Consider the following 19,338-nt stretch of genomic DNA (forward strand, 5'->3'; position numbering starts at 1 on the left):
GATCGGGATTTCGCATGTCAGGGCATCTCCCCAGGAGCCTTCCCGGACCGGCGCCGGGCCTGCGAGGCGTCAGTGGAATGGACCAATGAACGGGCACATGGGTGAGCGGCGCGCCCCGTACCCGGGCGCGCCGCTCACAGTCCCTTCGGCGGTCAGCGGGTGCCGACCGCCGCCCGTACCGCACGGCGAGCCATCTGGCAGTCGTCGTGCAGCCGGCGCAGCAGCAGCCGCTGCTCCTCGCCCGCCGCGGGCGCGCCGGGCTGTCCCGGGCCCGGTGCCCCCGTCGGCGCGGGCTCGCGCATGGTCCGCTGGACCGCGGTCTCATAGCGCCGGATCTCGCGGGTGAGAATCAGCATCAGATTCACCAGGAAGGCGTCCCGCGAGGCCGGGCCCGCGTTCTGGGCGAGCTGGCTGATCTGCCGGCGGGCCACCGGGGCGTCGCCGAGGACCGACCACAGCGTCGCCAGGTCGTAGCCCGGCAGGTACCAGCCCGCGTTGTCCCAGTCCAGCAGCACCGGGCCGGTGGGGGAGAGCAGCACGTTGTTCAGCAGCGCGTCGCCGTGGCAGAACTGGCCCTGGACGTGCGACAGGCCGTGCATCAGCTTCTGCAGATCGCCCAGGTCGCGGTCGGTGAGCAGCCCCAGGTCGTGATAGCGGCCGATGCGGCCCGCGTAGTCCAGCGGGGCGTCGAACAGCCCGGCCGGCGGACGCCAGAGGTTGATCCGGCAGATCGCGCCGAGCGCGGCCCGCACATCCGCGCGGGGAGGCGCCTCGGACGGGTGCCGGGTCATGGCGGCGACCCGGCCGGGCATCCGCTCGACGATCAGCGTGCAGTTGTCGGGGTCGGCCGCCACCAGCCGCGGCACCCGTACCGGCGGACGATGCCGGACGAATGCGCGGTATGCGCTTATTTCCTGCCGGAACCTTTCCGCCCATGCGGGGGAGTGGTCCAGTAAACACTTCGCGACCGCGGTCATGCGGCCTGTCGTGCCGACGAGGAGGACGGATTTGCCGCTCCGGCGCAGCACCTGGACCGGGTTGAACTCCGGACAGATGCGATGCACGGAGGCGACCGCGGCGCGCAGCTGGGCGCCCTGGGGCCCGGACAAGTCAAGTCTCCCGCTGAGCGGTTGGGTGCCCGTCCCCTGCGCCCGCCGGGTCCGGCCACCGGAGAGACCGGGGACCGCCCCCGCGGATGAGGAGGGGGCGAGATACGGCCCGCTGCCCGCGGGGTGCGGGCGGTACGGCCGGGCGGGGGCGGTCACGGCGGACGATGCTGCATACATGGGTGAAGAAGATCCCTTCGTGCGCCGACGAGTTGCGTGCGCTCCCCGGCCCGGTGGAGGGAACCCGTGAACGGGCCCCGTACAGGAGGCCGATCCAGGGTCCCTGTGAAGGGCGCGCACCCTGGGGAATGCGGTCCCGCCACCAGGCCGGGGGCGGCACACCTACAGAACACGGGGCTGCGGGTGGCAGACCATCTGGCGCACCCTGGCGAACCCTGGCGAATGGTCGCAGCGCACGTCACCGGCCGTTACTGTCAACTCAGTCGAGGAACCTGGGGGCTTGACGTGGACAGGCAGCCGAACACCCGTCTCGCGGACCTTTTCGGCCTGGCCGGCTGGTCCAAGGGAGAGCTGGCGAGACTAGTCAACCGGCAGGCGGCGGCCATGGGCCATCCGCAGCTGGCGACGGACACCTCGCGGGTTCGGCGCTGGATCGACATGGGGGAGACCCCGCGCGATCCGGTGCCCAAGGTCCTGGCTTCCCTGTTCACCGAGCGCCTCGGCCGTGTCGTAACCATCGAGGACCTCGGGTTCGCAAGAACCGGTCGCTCGGGGAAGCGGCAGGCCATGGACGGTCTGCCGTGGGCTCCCGAACGGACCGCTGCGGTCCTCACGGAATTCACGGGAATGGACCTCATGCTCAACCGACGCGGCTTGGTGGGGGCGGGCGCTGCGCTCGCCGCGGGCTCCGCACTCACCGGCGCCATGCACGACTGGCTGCACACCGATCCGGCCCCCGCCGGCGCCCTTCGCCACGACGACCCGTTCGCTTCCGACTCCCTCGACGACCTCGACCAGATCGGCCTCGACCGCTATGAGGCGGCCCCCGTGGGGTCGCAGGAGATCGACGCGCTGGAGCGCTCGGTCGAAGTCTTCCGCGCCTGGGACGCGGCCCGTGGCGGCGGGCTGCAGCGCAAGGCCGTGGTCGGCCAGCTCAACGAGGTGGGCGGCATGCTCGCCTACCGCCACCCCGACCATCTACAGCGCAGACTGTGGGGGGTGGCCGCCAATCTGGCGGTGCTGGCCGGTTGGATGTCCCATGACGTCGGCCTGGAGCCCACCGCCCAGAAGTACTTCATCATCGCCGCCCATGCGGCACGCGAGGGCGGCGACCGCCCGCGCGCCGGGGAGGCGCTCTCCCGCGCCGCCCGCCAGATGGTCCATCTGGGCCGTCCCGACGACGCGCTGGATCTGATGAAGCTGGCCAAGTCCGGCTCCGGCGAGGAGACCCTGCCGCGCACCCGCGCCATGCTGCACACCATCGAGGCATGGGCGCAGGCGTCCAAGGGCCATGGCCAGGCGATGCGGCGCACACTGGGCGAGGCGGAGGAGCTCTTCATCTCGGACAAGGGCGATGTGCCCCCGCCGTGCTGGATGCAGATGTTCGACGAGGCGGATCTGCACGGCATGCAGGCGCTGGCCTTCCGCACCCTCGCCGATCACGACCCCTCCGCCGCCAAGATCGCTCAGCATCACGCCAAACAGGCGCTGGAGCTGCGCGAGGGCGGTCGACAGCGCTCGCAGATCTTCGACTACATCTCGATGGCATCGGCCTGCTTCATCGGCGACGACCCCGAACAGGCCGACCGGTACGCCAGGTTGGCGCTGGTGTCCATCGGTGAGAACTCCTCCCACCGCACCTGGGACCGGCTTCGCGAAATGTTCCGGCTGACCGGGCAGTATGCGAACTACGCCAAGATCCAGGATCTGCGCGAGGAGATCCAGCAGGTCCTGCCCAAGGCGAAACCCAAAGCCAAGGCCAAGGGGTCGGGCCTGGGGCCGGGGATCGGTTCCGGAGTCGGGCTGGGACAGAACTTCTCGGTCTGAACTGGCCGGGTGCCGGACCTGGTGGTACGGCGAGGTGGCCGAAGCGGCAGAGGTGGCGGAGCGTCACGCGCACCCGCGCGTGACGACGCGTCACACCCGGCAGGCATGCCGCTTCACCCGATACCCGGCCAACCCCCGTCCAACGCCTCAGGGCGGCCGGCTCTGCTTCCGCCGGTCCGCCCCTCAGCTGCCGCGATGTGTGTCAGCCGCCGACCCTGGCGACCAGCACACATGCGTCGTCCTCGCGTTCGGTGCTGCCGAACTCCTCGACGACGACGCGGACGCTGTCCTGCGCACTACGGGCCGCGGCGAACCGCGGCGCCAGGGCAAGGAGCCGCTCGGCACCCTCATGGGCGGCCTCCGCGCCATGCGTACGGCGTGGGGCGAGCCCGTCGGTGTGCAGCACGAGCAGGTCGCCGGGCTCCAGTTGCTCGGTGTGCTGGGTGTACGCCGCTCCCGATGTCGCCCCGAGCAGTACGCCCTCCGGTGGGTCCAGCGCGCGCCCCGTGCCGCCGCGGAAGAGCAGCGGTGCGGGGTGGCCCGCCTGAGCCCACTCCAGTGTGCGCGTCTCGGGGTCGAAGCGGCCGCACACCGCGCTGCCGAGGGCCGGCTGGGAGGCGGTGTCCAGCAGTTGGTTCAAGAAGCCCATCAGCGGCCCGGGCCGCTGTCCGGCGACCGCCATACCGCGCAGCGCGCCCAGCACCATCGCCATGCCCGAAGTGGCGGTGACGCCATGGCCGGTGAGATCGCCGACGCTCAACAGCGTGGTGCCGTCCGGGAGTTGCAGCGCGTCGTACCAGTCGCCGCCGATCAGGGCGCTGGTGCCGGAGGGCAGATAGCGCCCGGCGAGATCGAGGGCGACCGGGCCGCCCTGCGGGAACCGCAGGGAGCCGCGCCACGGCGGTAGCACGGCTTCCTGCAGCTCGACCGCAAGCCGGTGCTCGGTCTGCGCGATATGCCGCTCGCGGTGCAGCGAGTCACGGGTCTCGCGTACCGCCTGCTGGCTGCGGCGCAGCTCGCTGACATCCCGCAGCACGGCCCACATGCAGGCGGTGCTGCCATCGGCGTCGAGAACCGGCTCGCCCACCATGTGCACCGTGCGCAGACTCGCGTCCGGCCGCACGATGCGGAACTCGCCGTCGATCGGCCGGCCGTCCACCAGGCAGTCGGTGACCATCGTGGCCAGCCCCTCCTGGTCCTCGGCGTACACCAGGGACGGCAGCTCGTCGAGGGTCAGCGGGCCTTCGGCGGGCGACCGGCCGAACATCGCGAACAGCTCGTCGGACCAGCTGACCTCGTCGGTGAGCAGATTCCACTCGGCGCTGCCCACGCGGCGCAGCAGCGCGCCGCGCTCATGGGGCGCGGGCTCCGGCGGGGGCGCCGGCAGCTCCTCCTCGACCGCCCCCTCGTCGTCACTCTCGGTGGGCAGGCCCTCTCTCAGCTGGTCGAGATGGCCGCCGAGATCGTCGAGGTGGTGCACGGCGAGGTCGCACAGCGCCCGCTGCCAGCGCAGCTGCGGGTCGGTGACGAGGTCGGTGTCCGCCGTGGACTCCCGTACGGCGTCGAGGCCGCCGCGCAGGCGGCGCGCCTGCGTGATGAGTGCCTCGACCGTGTCGCGCTCGGGGGGCCGGTCGGCTGGATGGTCCGCGAAGAGAGGGGACGGCATGACGTTCTCCGTGATCAGGCGGCGCCGGGCTAAAGGGCCGGTAACGACTGTTGCACAGGCAGCGACCGTCCGTAAGGGATTTGGCACTACCCGATACGGTGGTGCATCTGGCATATGCCAGCGGCCTCCCTGGGGCAACCTCGGGGCGAATCTGCGGAATGACAGCTTCCAGGCTAGGCTTCGGCCGCCGTACCGCAGGTGTTCTCGCCGATTCCACGGGGTCGACGAGGCATGCCGTGCATACGGTCCGCGGTCACCGGCAAGAATGCCGGTCAGCGGAAATCCCGTTGCCAGCCTGTCCCCCGCACCGGATGCTGACCTCATGTTCGATCCAGACATAGCGCCCAGTGGCACCCTGCTCGGCCTCCTGCAGCGAGGCCGCGGCGACGGGACCCTGCATGCCCTCGCGGCGCCCCGGGCCGAGGCGCTCGCGGCGCTCAACGACAGCGTGCTGCGCGACCCCCGGCGCGACTGGCAGGTCGAGAACCGCTCTCTGTACTACGCGCGCCTCTACATGCAGCTCGACGGCGGGCTGGAAGAGATCGAACGCCACCTCTTCCACCCCGACGACCTCGTCGACACGAGCGAGGAGCGCACCGGCCTCGCCCTCGCCGTCCTCGGCCACCTCGCCGCGTACGGCAGGGACGCCGCCCGGCTGCTGCTGCGCAGCTACGCCGCGGCCGGCAGCAACTGGCGCTGGGCCCTGGACGAGCTCGCGCTGCGTGACGACGACGCCGGGCTGATGACCCTCGCCCCCGCCGTGCTCGCGCGCTTCCCCGAGACCGAGCAGGGCGCGGCCGAGCTGGCCGCGGCCGTCCGCGACGCCTTCGAGCCCCGGCCGTGGCGCCTGTGGGCCGAGGACCCCCGCTACGGCGCCCGCCTGGCGGCCGCCGGTGAGCAGGGCTCCTTCGACCGCTGGCAGCGGCAGCTGCGGCCCCGGGGGCCGCGCCCCGGCTGGAGCGTGACCGAGGTCCTGGCGTGGGCCCAGGAGGGCCTGGACCTGGAGCCCGCGGAGCACCGCCACCTCGCCGCCGCCCGCTGCCTGTCCGCGGTCGTCGGACCCGAGGACCGCCCCGAGCTGCTGCGTGCCGGGCGCAGCGGACCGGACGCGGCGCGCGCCGCCGTCCTCCACCACCTCGCCGAACGCGGCGATCCCGACGTCCTCGACCTGATCGAGGCCGCGGCCACCTGCCCCTTCTCCGGCGAGCAGCTGATCTCGGCCGCGCTGACCTCCTTCGAACGGATGCGCAGTGTCGCCGCCGTCGAGCGGGCCCGCCTCTGGGCGCCGCGCGCCGACCGGCTGGGCGCGTCGGCCGCCGCGATGCTCGCCCGCCGCGGCGCGCAGGGCGACGCCGGGCTGGTGCTGGCCGCGCTGCGCCGGACCGTACGGGAGGAGGGCCCGGACGCCGACGGCCTGTGGGAACTGGTCGACGGCACCGGCCGCCTCGGCGTGGTCTGCGCCGCCCCCGTCCTGCGGCACGTCTACCGCGAGACCTCCTCCTCCCATCTCCGCGGCCGGGCCGCCGCCGCGCTCGCCGCCACCGACCCGGGCTTCGCGGCCGGCTTCGCCGTCGAGTGCCTGTGGGACTGCGAGGAGACCACCCGGGAACTGGCCGCCCGGCACGCCGCCACGGGCGACGACCGGGTCGTCGAGCAACTCCGCCGCCTGGCCGCCGATCCGGCGGAGGAGGCGGAGGTCCAGACGGCGGTCCGCAGCCGAATCGGACCAGACGCGTAGCGCTGCGCTTGGCCCGCCTCCCACGTTTCGCTGCGCTTTGCTGCGGCCCACGTTGTCGGCTTTCCCGCCGTGGGGGTTTCTCTGGGTTCGCCTGCGGCGGGCTGTTGCCGCTGCGCGGGGCTTTCGGGTGCCGGTGTCGGTCCGGAGGGGTAGGGGTTCCGGACTGCTGCGCTTTACGTCCGGAACCCCTACCCCTCCGGCCCGCCCCCTCCCGTTGAGTGTGGGAGAAGACCGGTGGGGGTGGACGTCGGCCTTCGTGCGCGTGCGGTCGACGGATCAGGCTCGCCCCCACCGGACCGTCTTCCCCCCACCCACGGGAGGGGACAGACCGTAGGACGGAGTCCGTAGGGCTGTCACCGCACCCGACAAGCAACCGCCCGCCGCTGGGGGTACCTCCCACGCCCTTTAGGCAGTGGGGGAGCAACGGCGAGACGAGGCACGGCGGGAAAGCCGACAACGTGGGAAGCAGGCTAAGCGCAGCGGAACGCTCATGGGACGTTCTCCGGCTGGAAAGATCCACGTGGTCCCCTCCACGCACGGCGCGCCGACAACAGCGTTATGCGTGTCGTCCTCGTCACCGAATCCTTCCCGCCCGATGTCAACGGCGTCGCACACTGCGCCCTGGAAACCGCCCGGCACCTCGTACGGCGCGGGCACGAGCCGCTGGTCATCGCGCCGCTCGGTGGCGGCGCGACCGGCGCCCCGACGTACGAGAGCCCCTGCCCCGTCGTCCGGGTGCCCTCGATGCCGCTGCCCGGGTACCCGCAGGTGCGGATCGCGCTCCCCGGGCGCCGGCTGTCGGCCGCCCTGGAGGGGCACCGGCCCGATCTGGTGCACCTGGCCAGTCCCTTCGTCCTCGGTGCCCGCGCGATGGCGGCCGCCGCCCGCCGGCGGGTGCCGGCGATCGCCGTCTACCAGACCGACCTGGGCCGCTATGCCCGCACCTACCTCGGCGGCGGCGCGGCCACCGCCTGGCGGCGCATCCGGGCCGTGCACGCGGCCGCCGACCGCACCCTGGCGCCCTCCAGCGCGGCGCTGCTGGACCTGACCGAGCACGGCGTGCCGCGGGTCCACCTGTGGCCGCGGGGCGTCGACTCCCAGCGGTTCCACCCGGGGCGGCGCGACGCGGTGCTGCGCAGCTCGCTGGCCGCGGGACGGGAGCTGCTGGTGGGGTACGTGGGACGGCTCGCGCCGGAGAAGGACGTCCGGCTGCTGGCCGAGACCTCGCGGCTGCCGGGCGTCCGCACCGTCGTCATCGGCGAGGGCCCGAGCGCGGCCGGGCTGCGCGCCGCGCTGCCGGAGGTCCGCTTCCTGGGCCGCCGCACCGGTGACGAACTGGCGCGCCTCTACGCCTCCTTGGACGTGTTCGTGCACACCGGCCCGTATGAGACCTTCTGCCAGACCGTGCAGGAGGCGATGGCTTCCGGTGTGCCGGTGGTCGCACCGCGGGCGGGCGGTCCGGTCGACCTGGTCGACCACGGCCGTACGGGGCTGCTGGTGACGCCGGGCGACGGCGGCGCGTTCCGGGACGCGGTGCGCTTCCTCGGGGGCAGCGCCGAGCTGCGCGTACGGTACGGCGCCGCGGCCCGCCGGGCCGTGGCGGACCGCACCTGGGAGGCGGTGGGCGATCAGCTCCTGAGCCACTACGAGGCCGTGCTCGCCGGCCGGACGGCGGTGGCGGCATGAACCGGCGGCGCGCGACGGGCACCGGACTGCGGATCGTACGGATCGCCAACTTCGTCACCCCGGCCTCCGGCGGGCTGCGCACCGCACTGCGCGCGCTGGGCGAGGGCTACCGGGCCGCCGGGCACGAGCCGGTGCTCATCGTGCCCGGACCACCCGAAGGGGACGGTCCGGCGGGCGGGGTGCGCGACGAACTCACCGGCCAGGGGCGGGTGATCACCCTGCCGGGGCCGGTGCTGCCCGGAAGCGGCGGCTATCGCCTGCTGGCCGACCGCCGGCGGCTGCAGCGCCTGCTGGCCGCGCTGGCCCCCGACCGGCTGGAGGTCTCCGACCGTACGACCCTGCGCTGGACCGGCGAGTGGGCGCGCCGGGCCCGGGTGCCCGCGGTGATGGTCTCGCACGAGAGCGTGGACGGGGTGCTGCGCACCTGGGGCGTGCCCCGGCCACTCGCACGGGCCGCCGCGGACCGGCTCAACCGCCGCACGGCGCACGCCTACAGCCGGGTGGTGTGCACCACCGACTGGGCGGCGGCGGAGTTCACCCGGGCCGGGGCGCGCAATGTGGTGCGCGCACCGCTCGGCGTCGATCTCGACGCCTGGCATCCGGACTGCCGCAGCGCGGAGCTTCGGCGCCGCTGCGCGGGCCGGGCCGAGTTCCTGCTGCTGATGTGCTCGCGGCTGTCGCAGGAGAAGCGGCCGGGGCGGGCCCTGGACGCGCTGGTGGAGCTGCGCCGGCGCGGGGTCGACGCGGCACTGGTGGTGGTCGGCGACGGGCCGCTGCGGCCGCGGCTGGAGGCCCGGGCGCGGGCCGAGCGGCTGCCCGCGGCGTTCCTCGGCCATCTCGCCGACCGGTCCCGGCTCGCCGCGCTCCAGGCGAGCGCCGACCTCACCCTGGCGCCCGGGCCCGCCGAAACGTTCGGGCTGGCCGCCCTGGAGGCGCTCGCCTGCGGGACCCCGGTCGTCGCCAGCGCGGCGTCGGCGCTGGCCGGTCTCGTCGACGGCGGGGGTGACACGGCGCTCGACGACGGGCCCTCCTTCGCCGACGCGGTCCAGCGGGTACTGGCCCGGCCCGAGCCCGCCCGGCGCGCCGCCGCCCGCCGCCGGGCCGAGGGCTACGGCTGGCAGCCCGCCGTCGACGCCTTCCTGGCGGCGCACGACGCGCCGTCGGTGCTCGGTCGGCCGGTCGTCGCACCCGTGGCGCCGTACCCGGCGGGCCCGCGGGGCGGGTGGTGACCATGGGACCGGAGGGGATAGCGGGTGCGACGGTGGCACCGACTGCCGGTCCGGGCTGCTTCGTCGCGCTCGGCGACTCGCTGACGGAGGGGCTGGGCGACCCGCTGCCGGGCGGCGGCTGGCGCGGCTGGGCCGCGCTGCTCGCCGCGGCGCTGGGCGAACGGCCGGGGAGCGTACCGCTGGTGAACCTGGCCTTCAGCGGGGCCCTGGCGGCGGATGTGGCCGAGCGGCAGCTGCCCGCCGCGCAGAAGCTCAGGCCGCGGTTCGTCTCGCTGGTCGTCGGCGCGAACGACACTCTGCGGGCCGCCTTCACCATCGAGCGGGTGGCGGCCGCGCTGGACCGGACGCACGGCGCCCTGAGCGCGGGCGGGGCGGTGGTCCTGACGGCGTGTCTGCCCGATCCGGGCCGGATGCTGGGGCTGCCCGGGCCGCTGGCCCGCCCGCTGGCGCGGCGGATGCGCGCCGTCAACACCGTCGTCCACGCGGTGTCCGCCCGCCACGGGGGAGTGCATCTGCACATGGCCGACCACCCCTGGGTCGCCGAGCGGGCGTCCTGGAGCGTCGACCGGCTGCACCCCAGCGAGCGCGGCCACCGGCTGCTGGCGCGAGGGTTCCATACGGTGCTGGCCGACGTCGGCGTGCCCGTCGGACCGCCGCCCTCGCTCACCCTCGACGGCCGGCCGCCGACCCGTACCGCCTCCGCCCTGTGGATGGCGACCAAGGGGACGCGCTGGGTCGCCGACCGGTGCACGGATCTGCTGCCCGGTCTGCTCGCGCTGGCGGCCCAGGAGTGCCGGCACGCCCTGGCCGGATCCGGGCGGCTGCTGGACGCCGCGGCCGACCACGCCACCCGCAGCGCCCTCGCCGCGCTGGGGGCCACCACGCCGCCGAAAGACGCCGGTGCGGTGAAGGGCGCTGCGACAATGGCGGGATGACCGGACGCTGGGAGTTCTGGATCGACCGGGGTGGCACGTTCACGGACGTCGTCGGCAGGCGGCCGGACGGGCGGCTGGTCACCGGCAAGCTCCTCTCGCACCACCCCGAGCGCTATCGGGACGCCGCGGTGGCCGGTATCCGGATGATGCTGGGGCTCGGCCCGGACGAACCGGTGCCCGCCGAGCGGGTCGGCGTCGTCAAGATGGGCACCACCGTCGCCACCAACGCCCTCCTGGAGCGCACGGGCGAGCCGACGGTGCTGCTGACGACGGAGGGCTTCCGGGACGCGCTGCGGATCGCCTACCAGAACCGGCCGCGGATCTTCGACCGGCGGATCGTGCTGCCCGAGGCGCTCTACGACCGGGTGATCGAGGTGCCGGAGCGGATCGGCGCCCACGGCGAGCCGGTCCGGCCGCTGGACACCGACCGGGTCCGCGAGGCGCTGCTGCGGGCCCGCGCCGACGGGCTGCGCAGCGCCGCCGTCGTTCTGCTGCACGGCTACCGGCACGCCGACCACGAGAAGGCCGTCGCCGAGTTGGCCAGAGCGGCCGGCTTCGCCCAGGTCAGCTGCTCGCACGAGGTCAGCCCGCTGATGAAGTTGGTGCCGCGCGGCGACACCACGGTCGTCGACGCCTACCTCTCCCCGATCCTGGGCCGCTACGTCGACGAGGTCGCCGCCCAACTTCCCGGCATCCGGCTGATGTTCATGCAGTCCAACGGCGGGCTGCGGCAGGCGGAGCACTTCCGCGGCAAGGACGCGGTGCTGTCCGGGCCCGCGGGCGGCGTGGTCGGCATGGTCCGTGCGGCCGCCGAGGCCGGCGACGGGTACGACCGGGTGATCGGCTTCGACATGGGCGGCACCTCCACCGACGTCTCGCACTACGCCGGTGAGTTCGAGCGGGTCTTCGGCAACGAGGTCGCGGGTGTACGGATGCGCGCCCCCATGATGAACATCCACACCGTCGCGGCCGGCGGCGGCTCCGTACTGCACTTCGACGGGCGCCGCTACCGCGTCGGACCCGACTCGGCCGGCGCGGATCCGGGGCCGGCCTGCTACCGGCGCGGCGGGCCGCTCGCCGTCACCGACGCCAATGTGATGGTCGGCCGGATCCAGCCCGCCCACTTCCCCGCGGTGTTCGGGCCGGACGGCGACCAGCCGCTGGACGCCGAGGCGGTCCGCACCCGCTTCGCGGAACTGGCCGCGCGGATCGCCGCCGAGACCGGGGACGACCGCGGCCCCGAGGAGGTCGCGGCCGGGTTCCTGGACATCGCGGTGCTCAACATGGCCAACGCCGTCAAGAAGATCTCCGTCCAGCGCGGCCACGACATCACCCGCTACGCCCTCACCAGCTTCGGCGGCGCCGGCGGCCAGCACGCCTGCGCGGTCGCCGACGCGCTGGGCATCGCCACGGTCCTCGTCCCGCCACTGGCCGGGGTGCTCTCCGCCTACGGCATCGGGGTCGCCGACGCCACCGCGATGCGCGAGCAGGCCGTCGAGGCGGAGTTCACCGACGACGCGGCCCTCGACCGGGTCCGGGAGGTGTGCGCGGCGCTCGCCGGGCGGACCCGGCGCGAACTCCTCGACGACGGGGTGCCGGACGAGTCGATCACCACCCGTGCCCGGGTGCTCGTCCGCTACGCCGGAACGGACTCCACCATCGGCGTACCGCTCGCCGACGCCGCCACCATGGCCGCGGAGTTCGTCCGCGCGCACCGCGAGCGCTACGCCTTCACCATGGACAAGCCGCTGGTGGCCGAGGCGGTCTCGGTCGAGGCGCTGGGGGAGGCCGGCGGCGCGCGCGGCTACGAGGCCGGGCCCGGCGGCCGGGAGGGGGAGCCGGCGCCCGCCGCGACGGTCCGGATGTACGCGGGCGGGCGCTGGCGGGACACCGGCCTCTACCGGCGCACCGACCTGCGCCCCGGCGACACCCTCACCGGCCCGGCGATCATCGCGGAGGAGGACGCGACCACGGTCGTCGACCCCGACTGGCAGGCGGCGATGGGCGACCGCGGACACCTGACTCTGACCCGGACCCGGCCGCGCACCGACCGGGTCGCGGTCGGCACCGAAGCCGATCCGGTGATGCTGGAGGTCTTCAACAGTCTCTTCATGGCCATCGCCGAGCAGATGGGGGTCCGCCTGGAGAACACCGCGCACTCCGTCAACATCAAGGAGCGCCTGGACTTCTCCTGTGCGCTGTTCGACGCCGACGGCAATCTGATCGCCAACGCACCGCACATTCCGGTGCACCTGGGCTCGATGGGGGAGTCCATCAAGGAGGTGCTCAAGCGGCGCGGCCGGGAGATGCGCCCGGGCGACGTCTATGCGATCAACGATCCTTACCACGGCGGTACCCACCTCCCGGATGTCACGGTCGTCACCCCCGTCTTCGCGCGGGCTCCTGACGCTGTTTCGGATGCCACTTCTGATTCCGTAACGCACAGTGACGAGTTGTTGTTCCTCGTCGCCTCCCGCGGCCACCACGCCGAGATCGGCGGGATCACCCCGGGCTCGATGCCCGCCTTCAGCAGCACCATCCAGGAGGAGGGCATCCTCTTCGACAACTGGCTGCTGGTGCGCGACGGCCGGCTGCGCGAACGCGAGACCCGCGAACTGCTCACCTCCGGGCCGTACCCCTCCCGCGCACCCGACGCCAACCTCGCCGACCTGCGCGCCCAGATCGCCGCCAACGAGAAGGGCATCCAGGAACTCCACCGGATGACCGAGCAGTTCGGCCTGGACGTCGTACGCGCCTACATGGGCCACGTCCAGGACAACGCCGAGGAGTCCGTACGCCGGATCATCGCGCGGCTGGCGGACGGCAGCTGCCACTACGAGACCGACAGCGGCGCGCGGATCCATGTCGCGCTGCGCGTCGACCGCACCGCCCGCAGCGCCGTGCTCGACTTCGCCGGCACCTCACCCCAGCAGCCCGGCAACGCCAACGCGCCCACCTCGGTGGTGATGGCGGCCGTGCTCTACGTCTTCCGCACCCTGGTCGCCGAGGACATCCCGCTCAACAGCGGCTGCCTCAAGCCCGTCGAGGTCCGGATCCCGGAGGGCTCGATGCTCGCTCCCGTCTTCCCGGCGGCCACCGTCGCGGGGAACGTGGAGACCTCGCAGGCCGTCACCGGCGCGCTCTACGCGGCCCTCGGCGTCCAGGCGGAGGGCTCGGGCACGATGAACAACCTCACGTTCGGCAACGACCGGGTGCAGTACTACGAGACCGTCGCCAGCGGCTCGGGGGCCGGTGAAGGCTTCGACGGGGCGGACGCGGTGCAGACCCATATGACCAACTCACGGCTGACCGACCCCGAGGTGCTGGAGTGGCGCTACCCCGTCCGCGTCGACGGCTTCGCCATCCGTGCCGGCAGCGGTGGGGCGGGGCGCTGGCACGGCGGCTGCGGTGTCGAGCGCCGGCTGCGCTTCCTGGAGCCGATGACCATCGCCCTGCTCACCAACCACCGCAGGATCCCGCCGTACGGCATGGCGGGCGGTGCCCCGGGTGCGCTTGGCGTGAACCTCATCGAACGGGCCGACGGCTCGCGCGAGCAGCTGAAGGGCTGCGACGCGGCGGAGGTCGGCACGGACGATGTGCTGGTGATCCGCACGCCCGGGGGCGGTGGCTACGGGGAGGCGTAGCCGCCGCCCCCGGGCGCGGACCCGGCCGACCCGCGACCGGGGTCACATCCGGCGCTACTCCTGGGAGGAGCGGCGGCAGGCTCCCATGGCCAACCGTGGCGTCGGTGACGCGGGAGGGGGCGGGGCGTCGGGGGCGAACGGCGGGCGTGCGCAGCGCACTTCGGCTCGCGGTGCGCTCCGGTGTCAGCCGGGCCGCGATGCCGGGGCCGGCCGTCGGCCCAGGGGCAGGAACCGCACCGGGGTGCCCGGCACCGCCTGCGCCGCGGCGGACAGGAAGCGTGCGGGCACGACGCCGACGACCGGGTAGCCGCCGGTGGTGGGGTGGTCGTGGAGGAAGAGGACCGGGAGGCCGTTCGGCGGGACCTGGAGGGCGCCCAACGGCATGCCCTCGCTGGGGAGTTCACCGGGACGGGCGCGTTCCAGGGGCGGGCCCTCGGTGCGCAGGCCGATGCGGTTGCTGGCCGGGGAGACCCGGAAGCGGCCGGTGGCGAGGGTGCGCAGACCGGCCCGGGTGAACCAGGCGTCGCGGGGGCCGGGCAGGAACGGCAGCAGGAGTTCGGGCGCCGGGCCGGGGTGCGGGACGGCGTCGGCGGCCGCGGGCGGGCCGTGCGGGGCGCCGAGGGGGAGGACCGCGCCGTCGGTGAGCGGGTCGGGGCCCAGGCCGGAGAGCAGGTCGGTGGCGCGGCTGCCCAGGATCTCCTCGGTCTCGATGCCGCCGGCGAAGGCCAGGTGGGACCGCAGGCCGTGGGTGGCGGGCCCGGCGTCCAGTACGGCGCCGGCCGGGACGCGGAACGGCGCGCCCCAGGGGGCCGGGCGGCCGTCGACGGTCACCGGGCAGGCGGCTCCGGTGACGGCGACGGTGGTGGCCGTGCGGACCCGTATGGCGCAGCCGGTGAGCGTGGTCTCCAGGGCGGCGGCCGACTCGGGGTTGCCGACCAGGCGGTTGGCGAGGCGGTGCGCGGGTTCGTCCAGGGCGCCGGCCCGCGGCACCCCGAGGTGGGCGTGGCCGGGCCGGCCGAGGTCCTGGACGGTGGTGAGCGCACCGGCTCGGACGACCGAGAAGGCGCGGTCGGTCATCGGGCGGTCTCCACGCTCTCCAGGGGGACGAAGCGGACCCGGGTGCCCGGGGTGAGCAGTGCGGCGGGCTCGCGGTGCGGGTCCCACAGCACGGTGTCGGTGGTGCCGATCAGCTGCCAGCCGCCGGGGGAGGAGCGCGGATAGACGCCGGTGTAGGGGCCGGCGAGCGCGACCGAGCCCACCGGGACCTTCGTACGCGGGGTGTCCCGGCGGGGTACGTGCAGCGGCTCGGGCAGCCCGGTCAGATAGCCGAAGCCCGGGGCGAAGCCGCAGAAGGCGACGTGGAATTCGGTGCCGGCGTGCCGGCGGACGACCTCGTCGGGGGTGGTGCCCCACAGGGCGGCGACATCCGCGAGGTCGGGGCCGTCGTAGCGGACCGGGATCTCGACGGCCGGCCGGTCGGCGGCGGTGCGCGGCGGGATGACCCAGGTGGCCAGCTCGGCGAGGAAACCGCGGGGGTCGGCGAGGCCGTCGAGGAAGACCGTGCGGGCGGCCGGCACGATCTCGGCGATCCGCGGCAGGGTGCCGTCGGCGGCCCGGCGCAGCAGTTCGGCGTGCAGCGCCTCGACCTCCTCGGCGCCGGCCAGCTCGATCAGCAGCCCGTGTTCGCCGACCGGCAGCGGCCTCATGTGAAGCTCCGGACGCGGACGCCGGCCGCGGTCAGCTCGGACCGTACGCGCCGGGCGAGGCCGGCGGCGCCCGGGGTGTCGCCGTGCAGGCACAGCGAGCGGGCGGCGACCGCGACGCGGCGGCCGTCGCGGGAGGTGACGGCGCGGTCGCGGGCCATGCCGACGGCGCGCTTGACGACCTCGTCCGGGTCGTGGATCACCGCCCCCGGCTCGCGACGGGGGACGAGGGTGCCCTCGGCGGTGTAGGCGCGGTCGGCGAACGCCTCGCCGACGACGGGGAGCCGGGCGAGCCGGGCGGCCTCGTGCAGCCGGGAGCCGGGCAGGCCGAGGACCGGCAGCTGGCCGCCGGCGGTGCGCACGCCCTCGACGACCGCGCCGGCCTGCTCCGCGTCGTGCACACAGCGGTTGTAGAGCGCGCCGTGCGGTTTGACGTAGGAGACGCGGGTGCCGGCGGCGCGGGCGAAGACCTCCAGCGCGCCGATCTGGTAGGCGATCTCGTCGGCCAGTTCGTCCGGGGGGACGTCCATCGCGCGGCGGCCGAAACCGGCCAGATCGCGGTAGGAGACCTGGGCACCGATCACCACGCCGCGCGCGGCGGCCAGGTCGCACACCCGGCGCATCGTCGAGGGGTCCCCGGCGTGGAAGCCGCAGGCGACGTTGGCGCTGCTGACGACGGAGAGCAGGGCCTCGTCGTCGGTGAGCTGCCAGCGGCCGAAGCCCTCGCCGAGGTCGGCGTTGAGGTCGATGACACAGTCCACCGCGTCGCTCATGTGTGTCCGTTCCAAGGATTCCGTCGGGCCGTCGGGCGGACGGGAGCGGTCCGGCCGGCCCGTATCCGTAGCGACTCTCCCCCGAGGGCCGTCGAGCCGACCGGCGTGGGGAACAACGTAGAGGATCGTTGAACGATCCGACAAGGGGTGTGCGGCCCCTGGTCCCGGCTCCGTTGTTTTGTCCTCCGGTCTGGGATTGACTGCCGCTCGACAGGGCACCCGGAGGCCCGCTGCGGCCGCCGGGTACGGACACGAAGCGGGGAGCGGCGGCATGGCCGGCCAAGGGGCGAAGAACGATCAGGGGCGGCTCGCCGAGGTCGCGGGCCTGGAACGGGACCGCGCCCTGCTGGGGCGGGCCAGCACGGCCGAACGGGTCGCCGACATCCTGCGCGACCGGATCACCGAGGGCTACTTCCCGCCCGGCGCCCGGCTCTCCGAGGAGAGCATCGGCGGTGCGCTGGGCGTCTCGCGCAACACGCTGCGGGAGGCGTTCCGGTTGCTCAGCCACGAGCGGCTGCTGGTGCACGAGCTCAACCGCGGGGTCTTCGTACGGGTGGTGACGGTCGAGGACCTGGACGACATCTACCGGGTGCGCGCCCTCGTGGAGTGCGCGGCGGTACGGGGTCTGGGGCAGGGACCCTACGACGCCCGCGTCAAGGACTCCGTCGCGGCGATCGAGGCCGCCGTACGGGCCGGCGAGGCCGCCTCCGACGAGCGGGAGTGGCAGGACCTCTCGACCGCCAATATCCGCTTTCATCAGGGCATCGTGGCGCTGGCGGGCAGTCCGCGCACGGACGAGCTGATGCGGGGCGTGCTGGCCGAACTCCGGCTGGTCTTCCACGTCATGGCCGACCCCCGGCGCTTCCACGCGCCCTACCTCACCCGCAACCGGCAGATCGTCGAGGCGCTCCAGGCCGGCGACGCCGCCGAGGCCGAGCGGCTGCTGCACGCCTATCTGGAGGACTCACGCGTGCAGTTGTCGGGCGCCTACGCCCGGCACATCGCGGAGGAGTGAACGGAGTTTCGAGATTGGCCGCGCACACCCCTTGTCGGATCGTTGAACAATCGCCTAACGTCCGCTGCATTCTCGTAACCCCTCTTCACGGACCCCCGCGGTCCCGTACGCGGAAGGCGGATCCATGATCGTGCTTCTCGGGGTGCTCGTGGTCGTCGTCGGCTTCGCCACGAAACGCAATCCCCTGCTGGTCGTGGGCGTGGCCGGTATCGGCACCGGCCTGCTGGGCGGGCTGTCGCCCGGCAAGGTGCTCGCCGCCTTCGGCGAGGGCTTCGCCGGCAGCCGGGCGGTGACGATCTTCGCCATCACCCTCCCGGTCATCGGGCTCCTGGAGCGCTACGGCCTCCAGGAGCAGGCCCGCAACCTCATCGCCCGGTTCGCCAAGCTCACCACCGGCCGCTTCCTCGCGCTCTACCTGGGCCTGCGGCAGATCGGCGCCGCGGTCGGGCTGACCAATGTCTTCGGGCACGCCCAGACCGTCCGCCCGCTCGCCGTGCCGATGGCCGAGGGCGCCGCCGAGCGCAGATACGGCCGGCTCCCCGACCGGACCCGCGAGAAGGTCCGCTCGTTCTCCGCCAGCGCGGACAACGTCGGCCTGTTCTTCGGCGAGGACGTCTTCCTCGCCGTCGGCTCGATCCTGCTGATCACCGGATTCGTCAACACCACCTACGGCACCCACCTCGAACCGCTGCACCTCGCCCTGTGGGCCATTCCCACGGCCGTGTGCGCCTTCGTGGTCCACGGCTGGCGACTGCTGCGCCTGGACCGCCAGTTGGAGCGCGAACTACTCACCGCCAACGTCCAGCCCAGCGCCGCAGTGGAGGCAGCCCAGTGATCAAGGCAGAGTGGTTCTACTGGCTGGTCGGCCTCAGCTTCCTGGTGATGGCCGCTCAGATGGTCACCGACCGGAGCAACCCCAAGCGCTACGGGACCGGCGCCTTCTGGGGCCTGATCGGCGCCGGCTTCGTCTACAGCAGCTGGGTCGTCACCAAGCAGGCGCCGGCCGAGCCGCTGGGCGTGGCCGTACTCGCCATGGCCGCGCTGGCCGGCTTCGGCTGCACCGGTCGCGGCACCCCGCGCACCACCACTCCCGAGCAGCGCGCCGCCAGTGCGGCCAAGCTCGGCAACCGGCTGTTCGTCCCCGCGCTCACCATCCCGGTCGTCGCCATGGCCTGCGCCATCGGTGTCAAGCACCTCTCCTTCGGGGGCCGGCCGGTCCTCCAGGAGGGCAGCGAGACCATCCTGGGCCTGGGGATCGGGGCCGTCGTCGCCCTCGTCGTCGGCATGGTCATGCTGCGGGAGAAGCGGATATCGGTGCCCGTGCAGTCCGGCCGCTCCCTGCTGGAGGCGATGGGCTGGGCCATGCTGCTGCCCCAGATGCTGGCCACGCTGGGCGCCATCTTCCAGGTCTCCGGCGTCGGCGACCAGGTCGGCAAGCTCGCCACCTCCGTACTGCCCGAGGACTCGCTCTACATCGCGGTGGTCGTCTACTGCCTGGGCATGTTCGCCTTCACCATCATCATGGGCAACGCCTTCGCCGCCTTCCCCGTGATGACCGCGGCCGTGGGCTGGCCCGTCCTGATCGGGCACTTCGACGGCAACCCCGCCGCCGTCCTGGCCATCGGCATGCTCGCCGGATTCTGCGGCACGCTCGTGACCCCCATGGCCGCCAACTACAACATCATCCCGGCCGCCCTGCTGGAGTTGAAGGACCAGTACGGGCCCATCAAGGCGCAGCTGCCCACCGCGGGCGTGCTGCTCGGCTGCAACATCGTGATCATGGCGCTGTTCGCCTTCTGAGCCGGCCGCCCGCCCCGCTCGCCCGCCCCGTCCGCC

At 73.8% G+C, this 19,338-nt stretch carries 14 protein-coding genes; 9 read left to right on the plus strand and 5 right to left on the minus strand.

Translation table 11 applies throughout. The features are described 5' to 3' along the window. Window positions 1–152 precede the first annotated feature (152 nt). Window positions 153–1,286 carry an aminoglycoside phosphotransferase family protein gene (locus ACZ4NB_RS28455; protein WP_467665892.1) on the minus strand — a complete coding sequence of 378 codons (1,134 nt, stop codon included), beginning with the start codon at window positions 1,284–1,286 and terminating at the stop codon, window positions 153–155. A 285-nt stretch (window positions 1,287–1,571) separates the two neighbouring features. On the opposite strand from ACZ4NB_RS28455, the gene ACZ4NB_RS28460 reads away from it, so the two are divergent. Continuing rightward, on the plus strand, window positions 1,572–3,113 hold the full coding sequence (locus ACZ4NB_RS28460; RefSeq protein ID WP_467665893.1) for a DNA-binding protein NsdB: 1,542 nt from the start codon (window positions 1,572–1,574) through the stop codon (window positions 3,111–3,113). A 202-nt stretch (window positions 3,114–3,315) separates the two neighbouring features. Here the strand turns inward: ACZ4NB_RS28460 and ACZ4NB_RS28465 are convergent, their stop codons facing one another. Continuing rightward, the gene (locus ACZ4NB_RS28465) at window positions 3,316–4,779 is read right to left on the minus strand and encodes a PP2C family protein-serine/threonine phosphatase (RefSeq protein WP_467665894.1); all 1,464 of its coding nucleotides are present in this window, start codon (window positions 4,777–4,779) and stop codon (window positions 3,316–3,318) included. Between the two features lie 322 nt (window positions 4,780–5,101). Here ACZ4NB_RS28465 and ACZ4NB_RS28470 point away from each other — a divergent pair, with 322 nt between their 5' ends. The 5 genes from ACZ4NB_RS28470 (at window position 5,102) to ACZ4NB_RS28490 (ending at window position 14,011) form a co-directional block, all read left to right on the plus strand. Beyond that, window positions 5,102–6,517 (plus strand): HEAT repeat domain-containing protein, encoded by a 1,416-nt coding sequence (locus ACZ4NB_RS28470; RefSeq protein WP_467665895.1) that lies wholly within the window; start codon window positions 5,102–5,104, stop codon window positions 6,515–6,517. A 558-nt stretch (window positions 6,518–7,075) separates the two neighbouring features. Continuing rightward, on the plus strand, window positions 7,076–8,203 hold the full coding sequence (locus ACZ4NB_RS28475) for a glycosyltransferase family 4 protein (RefSeq protein WP_467665896.1): 1,128 nt from the start codon (window positions 7,076–7,078) through the stop codon (window positions 8,201–8,203). Next, window positions 8,200–9,432, plus strand: coding sequence for a glycosyltransferase (locus ACZ4NB_RS28480; RefSeq protein WP_467665897.1), 1,233 nt, complete (start codon window positions 8,200–8,202; stop codon window positions 9,430–9,432). Before ACZ4NB_RS28475 ends, ACZ4NB_RS28480 begins: the two co-directional genes overlap by 4 nt. Before the next feature lie 2 nt (window positions 9,433–9,434). After that, window positions 9,435–10,367, plus strand: a complete 933-nt coding sequence (locus ACZ4NB_RS28485) for an SGNH/GDSL hydrolase family protein (protein WP_467665898.1) — start codon at window positions 9,435–9,437, stop codon at window positions 10,365–10,367. Continuing rightward, complete coding sequence (locus tag ACZ4NB_RS28490) at window positions 10,364–14,011, plus strand: hydantoinase B/oxoprolinase family protein (RefSeq protein WP_467665899.1); 3,648 nt, start codon at window positions 10,364–10,366, stop codon at window positions 14,009–14,011. The genes ACZ4NB_RS28485 and ACZ4NB_RS28490 overlap by 4 nt, the downstream gene beginning before the upstream one ends. Window positions 14,012–14,194: 183 nt before the next feature. Here ACZ4NB_RS28490 and ACZ4NB_RS28495 read toward each other — a convergent pair whose 3' ends face one another. From ACZ4NB_RS28495 to ACZ4NB_RS28505, 3 genes are read right to left on the minus strand one after another with little or no spacing between them, the layout of a single operon-like run. Next, window positions 14,195–15,088: a 5-oxoprolinase subunit C family protein gene (locus ACZ4NB_RS28495; RefSeq protein WP_467665900.1), complete on the minus strand. Its 894-nt coding sequence runs from the start codon at window positions 15,086–15,088 to the stop codon at window positions 14,195–14,197. Further along, window positions 15,085–15,717 carry a 5-oxoprolinase subunit PxpB gene (pxpB, locus tag ACZ4NB_RS28500; protein ID WP_467665901.1) on the minus strand — a complete coding sequence of 211 codons (633 nt, stop codon included), beginning with the start codon at window positions 15,715–15,717 and terminating at the stop codon, window positions 15,085–15,087. Before pxpB ends, ACZ4NB_RS28495 begins: the two co-directional genes overlap by 4 nt. Beyond that, window positions 15,714–16,487 (minus strand): LamB/YcsF family protein, encoded by a 774-nt coding sequence (locus ACZ4NB_RS28505; RefSeq protein WP_467665902.1) that lies wholly within the window; start codon window positions 16,485–16,487, stop codon window positions 15,714–15,716. Before ACZ4NB_RS28505 ends, pxpB begins: the two co-directional genes overlap by 4 nt. Window positions 16,488–16,758: 271 nt before the next feature. Here ACZ4NB_RS28505 and ACZ4NB_RS28510 point away from each other — a divergent pair, with 271 nt between their 5' ends. The 3 genes from ACZ4NB_RS28510 to ACZ4NB_RS28520 all read left to right on the plus strand — a co-directional run bounded on the left by ACZ4NB_RS28510 (window position 16,759) and on the right by ACZ4NB_RS28520 (window position 19,302). Next, window positions 16,759–17,502, plus strand: coding sequence for a GntR family transcriptional regulator (locus tag ACZ4NB_RS28510; RefSeq protein ID WP_467665903.1), 744 nt, complete (start codon window positions 16,759–16,761; stop codon window positions 17,500–17,502). A gap of 124 nt (window positions 17,503–17,626) precedes the next feature. Beyond that, complete coding sequence (locus tag ACZ4NB_RS28515; RefSeq protein ID WP_467665904.1) at window positions 17,627–18,337, plus strand: DUF969 domain-containing protein; 711 nt, start codon at window positions 17,627–17,629, stop codon at window positions 18,335–18,337. Next, window positions 18,334–19,302 (plus strand): DUF979 domain-containing protein, encoded by a 969-nt coding sequence (locus ACZ4NB_RS28520; protein ID WP_467665905.1) that lies wholly within the window; start codon window positions 18,334–18,336, stop codon window positions 19,300–19,302. The genes ACZ4NB_RS28515 and ACZ4NB_RS28520 overlap by 4 nt, the downstream gene beginning before the upstream one ends. Window positions 19,303–19,338 lie beyond the last annotated feature (36 nt).

This window comes from Streptomyces sp. NPDC026575 (genome assembly GCF_055567415.1).